This window comes from Bacillus sp. SRB_8, assembly GCF_003264205.1.
GTDB classification, from domain to species: Bacteria; Bacillota; Bacilli; order Bacillales; family Bacillaceae_G; genus Bacillus_A; species Bacillus_A mycoides.
Window position 1 is genome coordinate 37,104 of sequence record NZ_NADT01000045.1, and the last position, 13,979, is coordinate 51,082.

General features: G+C 35.2%; 17 protein-coding genes, 1 pseudogene and 1 riboswitch. Of the genes and pseudogenes, 9 read left to right on the forward strand and 9 right to left on the reverse strand.

What is annotated here, in order from left to right:
* Window positions 1-11 precede the first annotated feature (11 nt).
* Window positions 12-116: riboswitch (SAM riboswitch) on the reverse strand.
* A gap of 154 nt (window positions 117-270) precedes the next feature.
* Both B5P40_RS27560 and proC read right to left on the reverse strand, forming a co-directional pair.
* Complete coding sequence (locus B5P40_RS27560) at window positions 271-1,104, reverse strand: aldo/keto reductase (RefSeq protein ID WP_113710247.1); 834 nt, start codon at window positions 1,102-1,104, stop codon at window positions 271-273.
* A 1-nt stretch (window position 1,105) separates the two neighbouring features.
* Entirely contained in the window at window positions 1,106-1,909 is an 804-nt protein-coding gene (gene proC, locus B5P40_RS27565; RefSeq protein WP_002091431.1) for a pyrroline-5-carboxylate reductase, read from the reverse strand.
* Window positions 1,910-2,105: 196 nt separating this feature from the next.
* Here proC and pnuC point away from each other — a divergent pair, with 196 nt between their 5' ends.
* The gene (gene pnuC / locus B5P40_RS27570; RefSeq protein ID WP_113710248.1) at window positions 2,106-2,756 is read left to right on the forward strand and encodes a nicotinamide riboside transporter PnuC; all 651 of its coding nucleotides are present in this window, start codon (window positions 2,106-2,108) and stop codon (window positions 2,754-2,756) included.
* Window positions 2,757-2,823: 67 nt separating this feature from the next.
* Here the strand turns inward: pnuC and B5P40_RS27575 are convergent, their stop codons facing one another.
* From B5P40_RS27575 to modA, 3 genes are all read right to left on the reverse strand, one after another.
* Window positions 2,824-3,675, reverse strand: coding sequence for a GRP family sugar transporter (locus tag B5P40_RS27575; protein ID WP_002009926.1), 852 nt, complete (start codon window positions 3,673-3,675; stop codon window positions 2,824-2,826).
* A gap of 297 nt (window positions 3,676-3,972) precedes the next feature.
* The gene (gene modB, locus B5P40_RS27580) at window positions 3,973-4,647 is read right to left on the reverse strand and encodes a molybdate ABC transporter permease subunit (protein WP_113710249.1); all 675 of its coding nucleotides are present in this window, start codon (window positions 4,645-4,647) and stop codon (window positions 3,973-3,975) included.
* Between the two features lie 5 nt (window positions 4,648-4,652).
* Window positions 4,653-5,450, reverse strand: a complete 798-nt coding sequence (gene modA / locus B5P40_RS27585) for a molybdate ABC transporter substrate-binding protein (RefSeq protein ID WP_113710250.1) — start codon at window positions 5,448-5,450, stop codon at window positions 4,653-4,655.
* A gap of 131 nt (window positions 5,451-5,581) precedes the next feature.
* Here modA and B5P40_RS27590 point away from each other — a divergent pair, with 131 nt between their 5' ends.
* Window positions 5,582-6,529, forward strand: a complete 948-nt coding sequence (locus B5P40_RS27590; RefSeq protein ID WP_113710251.1) for a substrate-binding domain-containing protein — start codon at window positions 5,582-5,584, stop codon at window positions 6,527-6,529.
* A gap of 65 nt (window positions 6,530-6,594) precedes the next feature.
* On the opposite strand, the pseudogene B5P40_RS27595 reads toward B5P40_RS27590, so the two are convergent.
* Both B5P40_RS27595 and B5P40_RS27600 read right to left on the reverse strand, forming a co-directional pair.
* Window positions 6,595-6,675 (reverse strand): annotated as a pseudogene (locus B5P40_RS27595) (DUF3948 family protein); the annotation flags it as partial.
* A gap of 427 nt (window positions 6,676-7,102) precedes the next feature.
* Window positions 7,103-7,969, reverse strand: coding sequence for a LysR family transcriptional regulator (locus B5P40_RS27600; RefSeq protein WP_002063480.1), 867 nt, complete (start codon window positions 7,967-7,969; stop codon window positions 7,103-7,105).
* Window positions 7,970-8,096: 127 nt separating this feature from the next.
* Here B5P40_RS27600 and B5P40_RS27605 point away from each other — a divergent pair, with 127 nt between their 5' ends.
* Both B5P40_RS27605 and B5P40_RS27610 read left to right on the forward strand, forming a co-directional pair.
* Complete coding sequence (locus tag B5P40_RS27605; RefSeq protein ID WP_002140144.1) at window positions 8,097-9,065, forward strand: DMT family transporter; 969 nt, start codon at window positions 8,097-8,099, stop codon at window positions 9,063-9,065.
* Window positions 9,066-9,086: 21 nt separating this feature from the next.
* Window positions 9,087-9,227 (forward strand): YrzO family protein, encoded by a 141-nt coding sequence (locus B5P40_RS27610; RefSeq protein WP_002063481.1) that lies wholly within the window; start codon window positions 9,087-9,089, stop codon window positions 9,225-9,227.
* Window positions 9,228-9,296: 69 nt separating this feature from the next.
* On the opposite strand, the gene B5P40_RS27615 is transcribed toward B5P40_RS27610, so the two are convergent.
* Window positions 9,297-9,392, reverse strand: a complete 96-nt coding sequence (locus tag B5P40_RS27615) for a DUF3948 family protein (protein WP_002124767.1) — start codon at window positions 9,390-9,392, stop codon at window positions 9,297-9,299.
* Window positions 9,393-9,728: 336 nt separating this feature from the next.
* Between B5P40_RS27615 and B5P40_RS27620 the strand changes: the two genes are divergently transcribed.
* The gene (locus tag B5P40_RS27620) at window positions 9,729-10,334 is read left to right on the forward strand and encodes a lysophospholipid acyltransferase family protein (RefSeq protein WP_113710252.1); all 606 of its coding nucleotides are present in this window, start codon (window positions 9,729-9,731) and stop codon (window positions 10,332-10,334) included.
* Between the two features lie 71 nt (window positions 10,335-10,405).
* Here the strand turns inward: B5P40_RS27620 and B5P40_RS27625 are convergent, their stop codons facing one another.
* Window positions 10,406-10,498, reverse strand: a complete 93-nt coding sequence (locus B5P40_RS27625) for a DUF3948 family protein (RefSeq protein ID WP_113710253.1) — start codon at window positions 10,496-10,498, stop codon at window positions 10,406-10,408.
* Window positions 10,499-10,803: 305 nt separating this feature from the next.
* Here B5P40_RS27625 and B5P40_RS27630 point away from each other — a divergent pair, with 305 nt between their 5' ends.
* From B5P40_RS27630 to B5P40_RS27645, 4 genes are all read left to right on the forward strand, one after another.
* Entirely contained in the window at window positions 10,804-11,781 is a 978-nt protein-coding gene (locus B5P40_RS27630) for a LacI family DNA-binding transcriptional regulator (protein WP_002009913.1), read from the forward strand.
* A 160-nt stretch (window positions 11,782-11,941) separates the two neighbouring features.
* Window positions 11,942-12,271, forward strand: a complete 330-nt coding sequence (locus B5P40_RS27635) for a PH domain-containing protein (RefSeq protein ID WP_002091410.1) — start codon at window positions 11,942-11,944, stop codon at window positions 12,269-12,271.
* 117 nt (window positions 12,272-12,388) lie between these two features.
* Entirely contained in the window at window positions 12,389-13,225 is an 837-nt protein-coding gene (locus B5P40_RS27640; protein ID WP_113710254.1) for a YitT family protein, read from the forward strand.
* Window positions 13,226-13,446: 221 nt separating this feature from the next.
* On the forward strand, window positions 13,447-13,803 hold the full coding sequence (locus B5P40_RS27645) for a YxeA family protein (RefSeq protein ID WP_002029403.1): 357 nt from the start codon (window positions 13,447-13,449) through the stop codon (window positions 13,801-13,803).
* The last annotated feature ends 176 nt before the right edge of the window (window positions 13,804-13,979 follow it).

A 13,979-nucleotide genomic window follows, 5' to 3' on the forward strand; every position in this document is an offset into this window, starting at 1 on the left:
CGAAGTCCCTCATTCTATCTTTCAAGCACAAAGCTTGCAGGAAGTGGCACAGTATTCAAAATGAACCTGCTGCCGAGGTTTCAAAGGGCCAGTCCCTCCACCTCTCTTGATACAATGAGTAAACAAATAAATTTTATTAATTTTTGTGTTTCTTTGATAATTCAAAATCTTACACCTTAGATAATGAAGTGTCAATCAAATGGAATATAATTTGAATTTTCAGTTTTATTAAAAATAAAAAAACCACTGCATATGGCAGTGGTTTCCCTACTAGAAGTTAAAGTTATCTGGATCTGCACCAACGCGATGATTTTCATTTAAAGCTTGAATTGCTTTCATATCATCCGAGCTTAATTCAAAGTCAAAGATGTTTGCATTTTCAATAATGCGGTGTTCTTTAATAGACTTAGGGATTGTTACAACTTCATTTTGTAGATCCCAACGTAAAATAACTTGTGCAGTCGATTTATTATATTTCGTAGCGATTTCTTGTAATGTTGGGTGATTAAGTAGCTGCCCCTGCATTAATGGTGACCAAGCTTCAAGCTGGATGTTATGTTCTTTACAGAAGGCATGTAATTCTCCTTGTGCTAAACGTGGGTGGTATTCCACTTGGTTAACCATTGGTTTAATTTCTGCAATTTCAAATACGTCTTGCAAATGGTGAATATGGAAATTACTCACACCGATAGCACGAACACGACCATCTCTATAAAGCTGCTCTAAAGCTTTCCATGATTCAGTGTATTTTCCTTTTACAGGCCAATGTACTAAATATAGATCTAAATATTCTAGACCTAATTTTTCTAATGTAGTTTCAAATGCTTGTAGTGTTGACTCGTAACCTTGATCACTATTCCACACTTTTGAAGTGATGAATAACTCTTCACGAGGAATACCAGATTCTTGAATTGCCTGTCCAACGCCTTCTTCGTTTTTATATATCGCAGCAGTATCGATACTACGGTATCCATTTTTTATAGCTGCTTTTACAGAATCAATTACTTCTGTACCATCTTCAACTTTAAAAACACCCAAGCCGAACCAAGGCATTTTCACGCCGTTATGTAATGTTGTATAGTCGTTTAAACTTGTTAAAGTCATATTAATTCCCCCTAGCTTTTTTATTGGTCGCTTCAACTGCTTGTTGAATGACTTCTGAAAAATTATTTTCATATAGAACTTTTAAGCCTTCAGCCGTTGAACCTCCTGGTGTTGTTACTTGTTCGCGGAGCATAGCTGGATCCTGATTTTGCTGGAGCATAGCGGCAGAGCCAGCAATCATTTGAATGACAAGGTGTTTTGCTGTTTCCTCATCAATACCATAGCTTTTCGTTGCTTCAATTAAACCTTCAGCAAAGTGATAGAGAAAAGCGGGTGCACTACCAGTAACTGCGGTAAGTTGGTGAACTTCCTCTTCGGTACAAAACTGTGAGGTACCGATACCTTTTAAAAGAAGTTGTAACGTTTCTTGATGTGTTTCATCTACAGAATGTCCCGTCGTATATAAGGAGATAGACTTTCCAATCCCAGCAGCTGTATTTGGCATAATCCAAGCAACAGGTGTCCCTTGGGGAAGTCTTTCTTCTAGATAAGATGGTCCGATTCCGGCAGCAACTGTCACGACAAATTGATTAGTTAGAAGAGGGGATAGATCCGCTAATAGCTGTTCATGTGCGACAGGCGGCATTGCTAAAACGATTGTATCTACAGATTTAATATGCTGTTTCCAATCTGTTGTAATCGATAGATCATATTGAGTTTGTAATTGCGTTAGTTTTTCTATGTTACTTCGGTTGGAAACAATAATTTCTTCGATGTATTCTTTACTTGTTGTAAGTAGTCCAGCAAATATAGCTTCTGCCATACGACCGGCACCAATAAATAAAATTCGATGTTTATTAGGCATATCCTTTATTCCTTTCTGATGAGAATATGTTATAAAAAACGATACCATTTTTAAGAGAATTTTGTAAAAAGAAACGGCTTATCGTAAGTGGAATAGATGAGTGGGGAGTTTTACAGGAGAAAATTTATAGTAAGTATAAGAGTTATTTCTTATACTGTTGATAGGGAGTTTATTACATATCTGGGGAGAGATAAATATGGTTAGAAGTCCACTTTTTTTACTCATTTCTAGTATTGTTTGCATATTAGTTGGATTCTATATCCGATCAAGTTATATTGAAATTTTCGCATCGGTTATGGGGGTTATTAATGTTTGGTTACTTGCAAGGGAAAAGGTATCAAACTTTTTATTTGGGATGATTACAGTTGCGGTATTTCTGTATATTTTCACTACACAAGGCTTATACGCAATGGCAGTATTAGCAGCCTTCCAATTTATATTTAATGTGTACGGTTGGTATTACTGGATTGCGCGTAGTGGGGAGGAGAAGGTAAAACCGACAGTTCGCTTAGATTTGAAAGGATGGATTATTTATATACTTTTTATTTTAGTTGCTTGGATTGGTTGGGGATATTATCAAGTCCGTTATTTAGAATCGACAAGTCCATATTTAGATGCTTTAAACGCTGTATTAGGATTAGTAGCTCAATTTATGCTGAGCCGAAAAATCTTAGAAAATTGGCATTTATGGATTTTGTATAACATAGTTAGCATTGTGATTTATATTTCAACGGGCTTATACGTCATGTTAGTATTAGCTATTATTAATCTATGTTTATGTATCGATGGCTTGCTAGAATGGAAGAAAAACCATAAAGAGCGAGAACGTGTAAATAATTATATTTAGAAAATAATTGTAATCAAAAAACCCCCTGAAGCATATACGTTTCAGGGGGTTTAAATATAGTGTGAATTTATGCTTTTGTCATACCAAGCAATACAGCGCCGCCGATAATTAAAACACTACCTAGGGCAATAAAGATCAATTGACGTTTTGTTTTCTTTTCACCTAAGAAGACAATCGCACCGAATGTTGAGATAACGATTCCAGTTTGAGATAATGGGAAGCTTGTCGCTACTCCGACACGTGGTAATGAAAGAAGTAAGAATAAGTTTCCTGTTCCCCAAAGTAAACCAGATACAGCATTACGAATTGCATATTTGTTAAATGGTTTATGTTTAGACGTCAGTACAACCGCACCAACGAACATACCAACTGCCTGTGGTAAAATAGCAGACCAACCATCGATATTATACCAACGAATAATAATTACATATACAAGATAGCCGAAAGTAGAAACAATTAAAGTAAGAAGTCCCTTTTTCAATTGTCCTGGTGGCTGTGCATTTTCTTTATCATCTAGTGATGTGAATACTACACCAACTACGATTAATAGGATTGCAATCGTTCCCAGAACAATCGTTGTAGTAGTAGTCCACTCACGAAAAGCGATAACTCCAAAGATAGAAGTTGCAACAAGTTGCATACCAGTAGAAATAGTTACAGTAGTTGAAACACCTAGTTTTTCAACTGTTTTTAATTGGTTTACTTGTCCTAAAGCCCAGAATAAACCTGAAATAAAGCCAACAATCAAGACTGTCATTGTTAAAGTTGGTTGAGTAAATACATACATAGTTGTTGCGAAGAATAGAGCACCGATTGTCATACCTACCGTTTGGCTATATGCACCACCGCCCATTTTTACGCTTACTAATAAGATGTTTCCCCATGCGATTGCAGGAAGAAGCGCTAATAAAATGTCCATTACAAGACTCCCTTCGGTTTTCTATACCAATATAATTACATAGCGTTCTAACGATCGGTAATGCCCCACTAATAGAGTAGAAGATTACCGATCGCTAAAACAGGATGAAGAATTTACGATATAAATGCGTTTTCATTTCTTCATTTTTTGAAACACTTTCATATAATAACAGGAAATTACCTATTTTAGAAAGTGAATTCAAATAAAATGTATATTTAAATAAGAGAAAAAATTCAGTTATTAATCAAATCATTTTATTTTCCGGGAAATAAAAAGCAACTTTTGTCGAAAGTTGCTTTAAGAAGTAGTAATTCTTCTATTAATGAGTTGAATGCATAGTAAGAATAGAAGGGACATACTAATCGTTATGATTACAAGCGTCCAAGCTAGTTGCATATTACTCGCATCAATAGCCATATAAATCGCCGTTGGAATCGTCTGAGTTTTGCCAGGTATATTTCCTGCAAACATTAAAGTTGCACCAAATTCACCGAGTGCGCGAACAAAGCTTAAAATCATACCGCTAAGTAGTGCGGGGAATGCAAGCGGGAGTGTAACATGTAGAAAAACTTGATATTCACTTGCACCAAGATCGCGCGCGCCATCTTCAATTTGTACATTTGCGATAGAAAATCCTGTTTTTGCTGATTGGTACATGAGCGGAAATGCAACGACTGTAGAAGCAATGATAGCAGCAGTAGATGTAAACATAATGGACTGCTGAAATAATGATTCAATCCACTTTCCAATGGGACTGTTATTTCCAAAAATGATAATTAGAAAAAAGCCGATAACAGTTGGTGGAAGCACCATTGGTAATAAGAAAATAGTTTCTAGTAGTACTTTATATCGCCACGAGGAGCGCGCTAATGCTCGTCCAATAATCGTTCCTAAGATCGTAACGATTATTGTGGCGCACGCAGCTACTCGCAAGGATAGAAAGACAGGTGACAAAATTGCATCAAAGTTCATAGCGATTATGGCAGGATTGTAAATCCATATTTCTTAAAGATAGATTGTGCATCTTTTGATTGTAAATACTCATAGAATAAAGTCGCCTCTTTCTTATGCTTAGATTCCTTTATAACACCTAAAGGATAGTGGATTGGCTCATGAGAATTAGCTGCTACCGCTTCTACAATTTTTACCTTGTCTGAAACGAGAGCGTCTGTTTTATATACAATACCGGCATCAACATTACCTGTTTCTACATATGTTAACACTTGGCGAACATCTTTTGTAAATACGATTTTATTTTGAACGTCATTCCAAAGATTTTCATATGTGAGAGAAGCTTTTGCATATTTTCCTGCAGGTACAGATTCGGGTGTACCAAGTGCGATTTTCTTGATTTTCGCATCCTTTAAATCTTGAAATTTTGTAAGAGAACTATCTTTTGGAACGACTAGAACTAGTTCATTTCCAAGAAGGTTTTTCCCTTCTTTTTCATTAATGAATCCCTTTTTAACAAGAGTTTGGAATTTATCTTCTGCTGCAGAGAAGAATAAATCAGCAGGCGCACCTTGTTCGATTTGTTGTTGAAGTGCACCAGAAGCACCGAAGTTAAAAGAAAGTTTAATGTTTGGTTCTTTCTCTTTATATTGTTTTTCAATTTCTTTTAGTGAATCTTGTAAACTTGCAGCCGCTGATATAGTCAGCTCCACTGATTTTCCCTCTTTAGCAGCTGACTTTTCTTCACTTGAACAAGCTACACTGAATATAAGAAGAAAAGAAAGTATAAGTACCCCAATGGATAGTAAAGTAAATTTGTTCATAAAAAATCTCCCTTCGTTTACTAAATTAATTATAACTAAATATAACTAATTATAACTAGTTATAATTGAATATAATTTGAACGATATAGTTGTTTTTTAAAACTAGGAGAAATATTCTTTTCTTTGTTACAATGAAGGAAGAAAGTGAGGAATCGTCTATGGATCATCATTCCTACACAACGGAAGAAGTAGCAAAGCAATTAAAAGTATCAAAATTAACTGTATACGACCTAATTAAAAAAGGAGAACTTCCTTCTTATAGGGTTGGTAGACAAATGCGCATTGATGCAGCTGATTTAGAACAATATATAAAGCAAATGAAAACAGGGAAGGTACAATTTACTCCTGTAAAGAAGGACGAAATTAGTAGTTCGAATACACGCATCATTAGTGGTCAAGAACTAACGTTAGATATGTTGGCAAAGCATATAGAAAATCGATTGCCAAATTCTAATATATTGAGAGCGTATCAAGGTAGTTTAACGAGTTTAGTGAAGATGTACCAGGGAGAAGGAAGCGTCGTTAGTTTACACTTATTTGATGGTGAAACGGGTACATATAATGTTCCTTACGTAAAACGTATTTTAGTTGGACAACCATATATTATGATGAATTTATTAGCAAGAAATGTTGGGTTTTATGTGCAAAAAGGGAACCCACAAAATATAAAAACATGGGCTGATTTAGCTCAGTCATCTATACGATTTGTAAATCGAGAAAAAGGTTCTGGTATTAGGGTGTTAGTGGATGAGCAATTGCGAATTCAAAAATTAAGTAAAGAAGATATTAACGGGTATGAATGGGAAGAATCGAATCACCTTGGCGTTGCCTCGCAAGTCGCGAATGGAAAAGCTGATGTTGGGGTAGGATCAGAAAAGTTTTCCCAAATTGTGAACGTGGACTTTATTCCAATAATGAAAGAACAGTATGATTTAGTACTTCTGAAGAATAAAGAAAATGAGGAACTTATTGAGGTTATGAAAGACATTCTGCAATCGGAAGAATTTCATAATGAGTTAAAAGCGATTGGCGGATACGATATTACGAAAACAGGCCAAATTATATATGAAACAAACTAAAAGGCTGCTTGTCTATAAGACGAGCAGCCTTTTCTATATATAAAGGGGTTGGGGGAAACAAAGTGTTAAATAAGACTTTGAGCAAGTGCATAAATGAATGCAGTAAGAAGAGTAGCTCCACTTGCAAGTCCGATAAAGTGAAACTTTAATCAGTGAGGGCGGGGTATCCCTCGCTGATTATTAGCCCTCACCAATCGGGCTTTTACGGGCAGTTGATCCCAAACCTAACTTCTTTGATTTCGCTGAATTTTGAAGTGGGAGTCTTACTGCCCGTTAATGCGGGACAAAGTCTGATTTGTTGAAAGTAATGTTGTTCATTATAATCTCTCCTTATTTGTTTAATGTAGTTGCAACTGCTTTTGCATCGACAAGTGCGGATAGCACCATGCCCATTGTATTGAAAAATTTGTTTGATTTCATTTTGTTCATCATGCGTATCCGCTCCTTTTCGAATTGTTGTTGCCCTGCTTTCTGTCTTAATTATATGAAATATGGCCGCCTGCAACTATCGAATTAGCTTACGGGAGGATTACACTTTTGTAAGAAAAAAAGACATTCATGTAAGAATGTCTTTTAAAGCATATTGATATGATGGTGCTCTTTAATTGTTTTTAAAAAGCTGCGCATCGAATTGGTCATGTAACTATCTTTACGGCGTATGAAAACAGTTGAAATACTGCCGTATTTCTCCGGAATTGGATGGCAGTGGACTTTACCTGCTGTAGAAAGGTGCTGCACCGCAGACTGGGGGACGAGTGTAATCCCAAGACCGAGCGCTACGCTATTTAATATAGTTTCTAATATGTTAAATTCCATAATTCTTTTTGGTAGCAAACCTTCATCTTTAAGCCATCTTTCAAGCTTGGAACGGTATCCACATCCTTGATTAAAAACGAGTAGGGGCGTCGTAGTAAATTCTTCTATATGAAAAGCTTTATTTTGTGTAACAAGCATTAATTTCTCAGTACTAACATCGTATTGTTCAATTAGTGGATGTTTAATAGGACCTGATATAAAGGCGCCATCTAATTGGTGATCGAGTACTTCTCTAATAAGCTCTTCCGTTAGACCGGCTTGTAATGATAAATCGACATTTGGATAGCTTTTGTAGTAAGAAGACAAAATGGTAGGCAATGTACTGACTGTTTCGACTGTACCGATTTTTAATATACCAGATGGTGTTTCACTATCTAAAAACACTTGTTTTAGCTCTTCAACATCTTGCAAAATTTTATGAACGTAAACGAGCATTTTTCTTCCTTCAGCTGTTAAAGTCATGCCTCGCTTATGACGGTAAAAGAGAGGTGTTTTCAGCTCGTTTTCTAATTGTTTAATACGTGCGGTTACATTTGATTGTACGTAATTTAATTCCTTTGCTGCGCCGCTTACACTACCGCGGTCGGCAACGCTCTGGAAGATTTGTAAGTCTCGTAATTCCATTTTATGCTCCTCCTTGATGTTAACTATCATTATAAATGATAGTTAACATCATTTTGAATCATTTTACGTGATATATTTTTTCTTTTACAATTCTCTTTGTGCAAATAGAAAGAAGCGGGGGATTGTGGTGAGAAAAGGTCAAATGATAATAGGTGCTTTGGCATGTTTAATTGCAAGTATGTCATGGGGAGCGATGTTTCCGGTTGCTGATCATGCTCTAGAATACATAGATCCATTTTATTTTTCGTTTATTCGTTATGGTGCGGTAGCAATTGTATTGATTGTATTATTGCTAATGAAAGAAGGAAAGAAGGCATTTCGCTTAGAAGGAAGAGGGAAGTTACTCGTCTTTTTTGGAACAATGGCTTTTACCGTATATAATGTATTAATTTTTCTAGGACAAATGTTAATGGGAAAATCAGGTGTAATGGTAGCTTCTATTATGGAGGCGCTTATGCCAATGATTTCAATTTGTATTTTATGGGGATATAAAAATATAAAGCCGAAGAAATATATGATAACGAGCATGATTATTGCGTTTGTAGGGGCTGTATTTGTTATTACGAAAGGTGATATGAGTTTCTTTTTAACATTGAAAGATAATATGTTTTCACTAGTATTTATATTTGTTGGTGTTGTAGGATGGGTTATTTATACGATGGGTGGTCAAACGTGTAGCGATTGGTCAACATTACGTTATTCAACATTAACTTGTATATTTGGGACAGCAGTTACAGGAATTATAACTATAATCATTACGTCACTTGGATATGTATCTGTTCCAAGTATGGAAACGATTTCTATTGTGAAATATGATTTATTATTTATGATGACATTACCAGGTATTGTAGCGCTACTTGCTTGGAACTACGGTGTGAAAATCTTATCATCAATTAATGGTATTTTATTTATTAACTTTGTGCCAATTACTACTTTAGTTATTATGATGATACAAGGATATAAAATAACGACATTTGATGTATTAGGAACATTATTTGTTATTGCAGCGCTTATTCGTAATAATGTTTGTCAGAGAAAAGAAGAAAATATAAATAAACAAATTTTGCAAGAAAAGCAATTGCGTCAAGCTGTTTAATAGGCAACTGGAGGATTTTATATGTTAGAAAGTTTATTGTTTTTCTTTGCTGCTGGAGTTGCCTGCGAGCTTGCAGCAATTAATCGAAACGGTCGTAAAAATATAAAACAACAAGCTGAACTGATACAGCTTTTAAAAGACTTGAAGGAAAGAAAAAATTAAAAAGACGACCGGGCATAGACGGTCGTCTTTTCTATTATTATTTATATAAAGGGGAAAGGGGACACAAAGTTATATAAGCGTAGCAGCGTAAATGAAAGCAGTAAGAAGAATCGAGCCGCTAGCTAGTCCTAAAAAATCTAATTTATTAAAAGTCATGTTATTCATTATAAATTCTCCTTACGTGTTTAATATAGAAGCAACAGCTTTTGCATCGATAAGAGCGGAGAATACCATGCATATTGTATTTAAGAAATTGTTCGTTTTCATTTTGTTCATCATATAGATCCGCTCCTTTTCAAATGGTTGTTGTTACTTTCTGACTTAATTGTATAAGATAGTGGAGAGAGTCACTATCGAATTAGCTTACAAGAAAATTACACTTTTGTAAGAATTGAAATTTAACAATAAATACTTATTTTTATTACCAACTCCTAAAACTTAGTGTTATAATCGTTGTAAGAAAATAATTATACTTCGGATATTCAGAAAGGAACGAAACAAATGTATAAACCAATTACATTTTCGTTGAAATATATATTTAAAATGGCTGGGAAGGTAGAAGTACAAGGGAGAGAGAAATTACCGGAAGATGGCCCTTACGTTGTTGCGTGTACACATACAAGTTTTATGGATGTTTTAATGTTAGCGGCAGGAATGTACCCAACCCAAATTCATTACATGGCAAAAAAAGAATTGTTTGAAGGGAAATTTAAAAATTGGTTTTTTAAAAATGTAAATGCATTCCCTGTAGACCGTGCGAATCCAGGGCCAAGCACATTAAAAATTCCATCACGTTTATTAAAAGAAGGAAAAGTAGTAGGGATTTTCCCGAGTGGGACGAGGTCATCAGAAGACGTTTCACTAAAAGCTGGGGCTGTTACGATTGCAATGCGTTCTAACGTTCCGTTAATACCGGCAGCTTATGTTGGTCCATCAAGTATAAAAGAATTGATAAAAGGAAAAAAAGCGCGATTAGTTTTTGGAGACCCAATTCAAATCGATGCTGAAGAACAAATAGACCGAAAAACGGCTATGAAAATGATGACAGATGAATTAAATGAAAAGTTTGAAGAACTAAAGGAAGTTTTGCAGCCAAATCAAAAATAAGAAAAGACGATCGTGCATAGACGGTCGTCTTTTCTATTATTATTTATATAAAGGGGAAAGGGGACACGAAGTTATAGTGTAGCAGCGTAAATGAAAGTAGTAAGAAGAACCGTGCCGCTAGCTAGCCCTAAAAAATCTAATTTATTAAAAGTGATGTTGTTCATAATGCATTCTCCTTACTTGTTTAATGTAGAAGCAACAGCTTTTGCATCGATAAGAGCGGAAAATATCAAGCTCATTATATTTAAGAAATTGTTCGTTTTCATTTTGTTCATCATATAGATCCGCTCCTTTTCAAATGGTTGTTGCCCTGTTTCTGACTTAATTATATGAAATGTTGCGGAGAGTCACTATCGAATTAGCTTACAGGAAAATTACACTTTTGTAAGAAAAACGAATGAAAGTGTCATGATGAGAAGATTTGACATATGTTCATGTGATTCATTAAGTTAAAAGTAGAGGTGAGTGTATGGCTAATATTAAAGATATTGCAAAGATGGCTGGGGTTTCAGTTACGACTGTTTCGAGGGTATTAAATGATCATCCATATGTAAGTGAAGAAAAAAGGAAAGTTGTTTTAGAAATAGTTGAGAAATTGAATTACTCGCAAAATGCAAATGCTGTTCATTTATCAAAAGGGAAGACGAATATTGTTGGCGTGATTTTACCTTATATTAATCATCCGTCTTTTGATGCGATGGTGGGTGGAATGATGGAAGTTGCGTTAGCTCATAATTACAGAGTGCTTCTTTGTCAAACGAACTACAATAAAAAAGAAGAAATGAAAAGTTTACATATGTTGAAAACAAAGCAACTAGACGGTCTTATCATTTGTTCTCGTGCCAATGAGTGGGAAACTATAGAGCCTTATGCAGCGTATGGGGCGGTTATTGCTTGTGAGGATAATGATATTGAAAGCATATCGAGTGTATATACAGATCATTTTAATGCCTTTCAATTAGGGATGAGTTACCTTATTGAAAAAGGTTATAAGAAGATTGGATATTGTACGGGAAGAAAGTTAGGGCCAAGTAGTAAGAAACGTTTTGATGCTTATAAACAACAGCTACAATTAATAGATGAAGAAGTGATGGAAGATCGAATTTTCACAGAGTGCTTTACGTTAGAAGATGGTGTAAGAGTTGCACATCAATTCAAGGAGATGGAGAATCCTCCTGAAGCATTAATAGTGGCAGGAGATGAAGTTGCTATTGGGATCATGACAGAAGTTGAAAAATTAGGTATTGAAGTTCCTGAGGATTTAGCGATTATTGGTTTTGATAATCAACCGATTTCTCAAGTTTTACAACTGACAACCATTGACCAAAATTTAAAGGGAATAGGTAAGACGGCTTTTGAAATGTTTTATAGGCAAGTAAGTGATGAGAGTTCTAAACAAGAAAAGATGGAAATTCCGTATAAACTTGTGGAACGCTCGACGGTTTAGTATTTATCCGTTATGTGTATAATCACATAACGGATTATTTTTTGAAATGTCTTTGACAGGAAACGCGTTTCATACTTTATAAAAGAGTTACACCGGTCTGTAATAATCCATGGATTCTTTTCAAGTATTAAAACAATGAATAGAATTTGGAGGAATATGCATGAATGAACTTTTATTAAGTATGAAAAAATATGTAGAGGATGACGAAAAGATTTTAGCGTTTGTCGTAGGGATATTTGAAAAGGATGACTTTACTTTATGTTATCAACATGGGATTTTTGTTGCCACTACTAGACGTCTTCTGTTTTACGGGAAATTTTCGTGCTATCCTGCGATATTTGAAGAGTATTCATATTTGCATATAGATGACATAGATTTCCGTCCATATTTCGAATGTACTTGTAATCGTGAAACCATTAGAGCTAAGTATATTCAGAGTGGGAATGTGGAGCGCTTTGTCCGTACAGTTAGAGCGAATATGAATAATTAATCACCCCTTTGTTTAAACATAATATCTTGGTCTTTGTGAGGGGAAATGCGGAATAAAAACAACTTCTAAACCTCTAGGAGATAGTGATACAATGTCAAATGGGGGGAGGTATGAACTATGGTTAATCAACGTATAAAGGAAATAACACTAATTACAATTGGTTCATTATTATTCGCAATTGGTATTAATTACTTTGCAATTCCAAACCGTTTATCAGAGGGTGGAATTATTGGTTTAACGGTTGTTACGTACTATTTATTTGATTGGTCACCAGGAATTGTGAATTTTGGTTTGAATGCAATTTTATTAGCTGTAGGTTATAAATTTTTTGATAAGAAAACGATGGTTTACACAATTATAGGTATTGTGGAAACCTCTTTGTTTTTATATGTTACAGAACATATCGAATATCAAGTAAATAGTGATACGTTACTAGCAGCTTTATTTGCTGGTGTATTTGTAGGTATCGGATTAGGCTGTATGTTCAAAGCTGGAGGTACATCAGGAGGATCGGCAATTTTAGCTCGACTAGCAAATCAATATTTAGGTTGGAGCGTTGGTAAAGGCGTACTTATTATTGATATCGTTGTAATTGCGGGTTCTGTATTTATAATAGGACAAGAAAAGGCAATGTATACACTTGTAGCTGTATTTGTCGGAGCGAAAGTAATTGATTTCATCGTGGAAGGTATGGATACAAAAACAGCTGTTACAATCATTTCAAATCAACCGGATTTAATACGTGAAACTATTACAAAAAACATGACACGCGGTGTCACTGTATTAGAAGGACGCGGCGGATATACTGGTAAAAATAAAGAAGTTTTATATATCGTTATTAATAAACAAGAGCTTGTTAAGTTAAAGCAAGCTATTAGTAGAGTTGATGAAGATGCCTTTGTTGTCATTCACGATGTGCGTGATGTACTTGGCGGTGGCTTTAAAGCAAGCTAAAAGGTGAACGAGAAAATTCGTTCATCTTTTTTTTATCCCGTAAACGCCCGATTGGTGAGGGCCGATAATCAGTGGGGGGATGAACAAAACCCCCACTGATTAAAGTTTCACTTTATTCTTACAAAAATGTAAGGGTAATGTAATGGGATTGAATGGTAGATTAAATTCCTGCTCTTTAGAATGGATGTATAAGTATCCTGCAGAGGAGGAAGATCAGTATTATGAAGAAAAAAATAATTACTACTGTAATAGCTATGGTAGTGATAGTAGTAGTATTACTACCTACGAAACTTGGACCAGTTATTGATAAATATAATCCGCTTTATACGACGAAAGAATACTATACAATTGTGGATGCGATTGGTCAGCATGTCGGTGATGAATGGTATGAATATGAATTTATTGCATTTGATGAACGTGGAAGAGAACAAAAAATAAAGAAGACTGTTAAGCATATGTTAAAGAGAGATGAAGCATTAAAGGTGTACGCAAAAGGACGCTACGGCGAGGCAATTGAAGAAATTGAAGCTGTAAATATTCCTATTAATGCGAAGAGTAAACTTTTAACGATGAGATAGCGAATTATACCCCCGCCTATTTTTTGTCGAAAATAAAAATACTAGGTAGGGGTATTTTAGGTTCGTGGAAAAGCCTTAGTCCATATGGACTAAGGCTTTTCTTATTATATAAAGGGGAAGGGGGTACATTGTAGTAGCATGAGTGAAAGGTATAAGAAGAGTCGGCTACTAGCAAT

What these genes read in the sequence shown, in the direction of transcription:
- B5P40_RS27590 (WP_113710251.1), top strand. Translation starts at nt 5,582, where the DNA reads ATGAAGGAAGAAAGTGAGGAATCGTCTATGGATCATCATTCCTACACA.
- proC (WP_002091431.1), bottom strand. Translation starts at nt 1,909, where the DNA reads ATGCCTAATAAACATCGAATTTTATTTATTGGTGCCGGTCGTATGGCA.
- B5P40_RS27560 (WP_113710247.1), bottom strand. Translation starts at nt 1,104, where the DNA reads ATGACTTTAACAAGTTTAAACGACTATACAACATTACATAACGGCGTG.
- B5P40_RS27640 (WP_113710254.1), top strand. Translation starts at nt 12,389, where the DNA reads ATGGTTAATCAACGTATAAAGGAAATAACACTAATTACAATTGGTTCA.
- B5P40_RS27625 (WP_113710253.1), bottom strand. Translation starts at nt 10,498, where the DNA reads ATGAACAACATCACTTTTAATAAATTAGATTTTTTAGGGCTAGCTAGC.
- pnuC (WP_113710248.1), top strand. Translation starts at nt 2,106, where the DNA reads ATGGTTAGAAGTCCACTTTTTTTACTCATTTCTAGTATTGTTTGCATA.
- B5P40_RS27635 (WP_002091410.1), top strand. Translation starts at nt 11,942, where the DNA reads ATGAATGAACTTTTATTAAGTATGAAAAAATATGTAGAGGATGACGAA.
- B5P40_RS27610 (WP_002063481.1), top strand. Translation starts at nt 9,087, where the DNA reads ATGTTAGAAAGTTTATTGTTTTTCTTTGCTGCTGGAGTTGCCTGCGAG.
- B5P40_RS27575 (WP_002009926.1), bottom strand. Translation starts at nt 3,675, where the DNA reads ATGGACATTTTATTAGCGCTTCTTCCTGCAATCGCATGGGGAAACATC.
- modB (WP_113710249.1), bottom strand. Translation starts at nt 4,647, where the DNA reads ATGAACTTTGATGCAATTTTGTCACCTGTCTTTCTATCCTTGCGAGTA.
- B5P40_RS27615 (WP_002124767.1), bottom strand. Translation starts at nt 9,392, where the DNA reads ATGAATAACATGACTTTTAATAAATTAGATTTTTTAGGACTAGCTAGC.
- B5P40_RS27600 (WP_002063480.1), bottom strand. Translation starts at nt 7,969, where the DNA reads ATGGAATTACGAGACTTACAAATCTTCCAGAGCGTTGCCGACCGCGGT.
- B5P40_RS27645 (WP_002029403.1), top strand. Translation starts at nt 13,447, where the DNA reads ATGAAGAAAAAAATAATTACTACTGTAATAGCTATGGTAGTGATAGTA.
- B5P40_RS27630 (WP_002009913.1), top strand. Translation starts at nt 10,804, where the DNA reads ATGGCTAATATTAAAGATATTGCAAAGATGGCTGGGGTTTCAGTTACG.
- B5P40_RS27620 (WP_113710252.1), top strand. Translation starts at nt 9,729, where the DNA reads ATGTATAAACCAATTACATTTTCGTTGAAATATATATTTAAAATGGCT.
- modA (WP_113710250.1), bottom strand. Translation starts at nt 5,450, where the DNA reads ATGAACAAATTTACTTTACTATCCATTGGGGTACTTATACTTTCTTTT.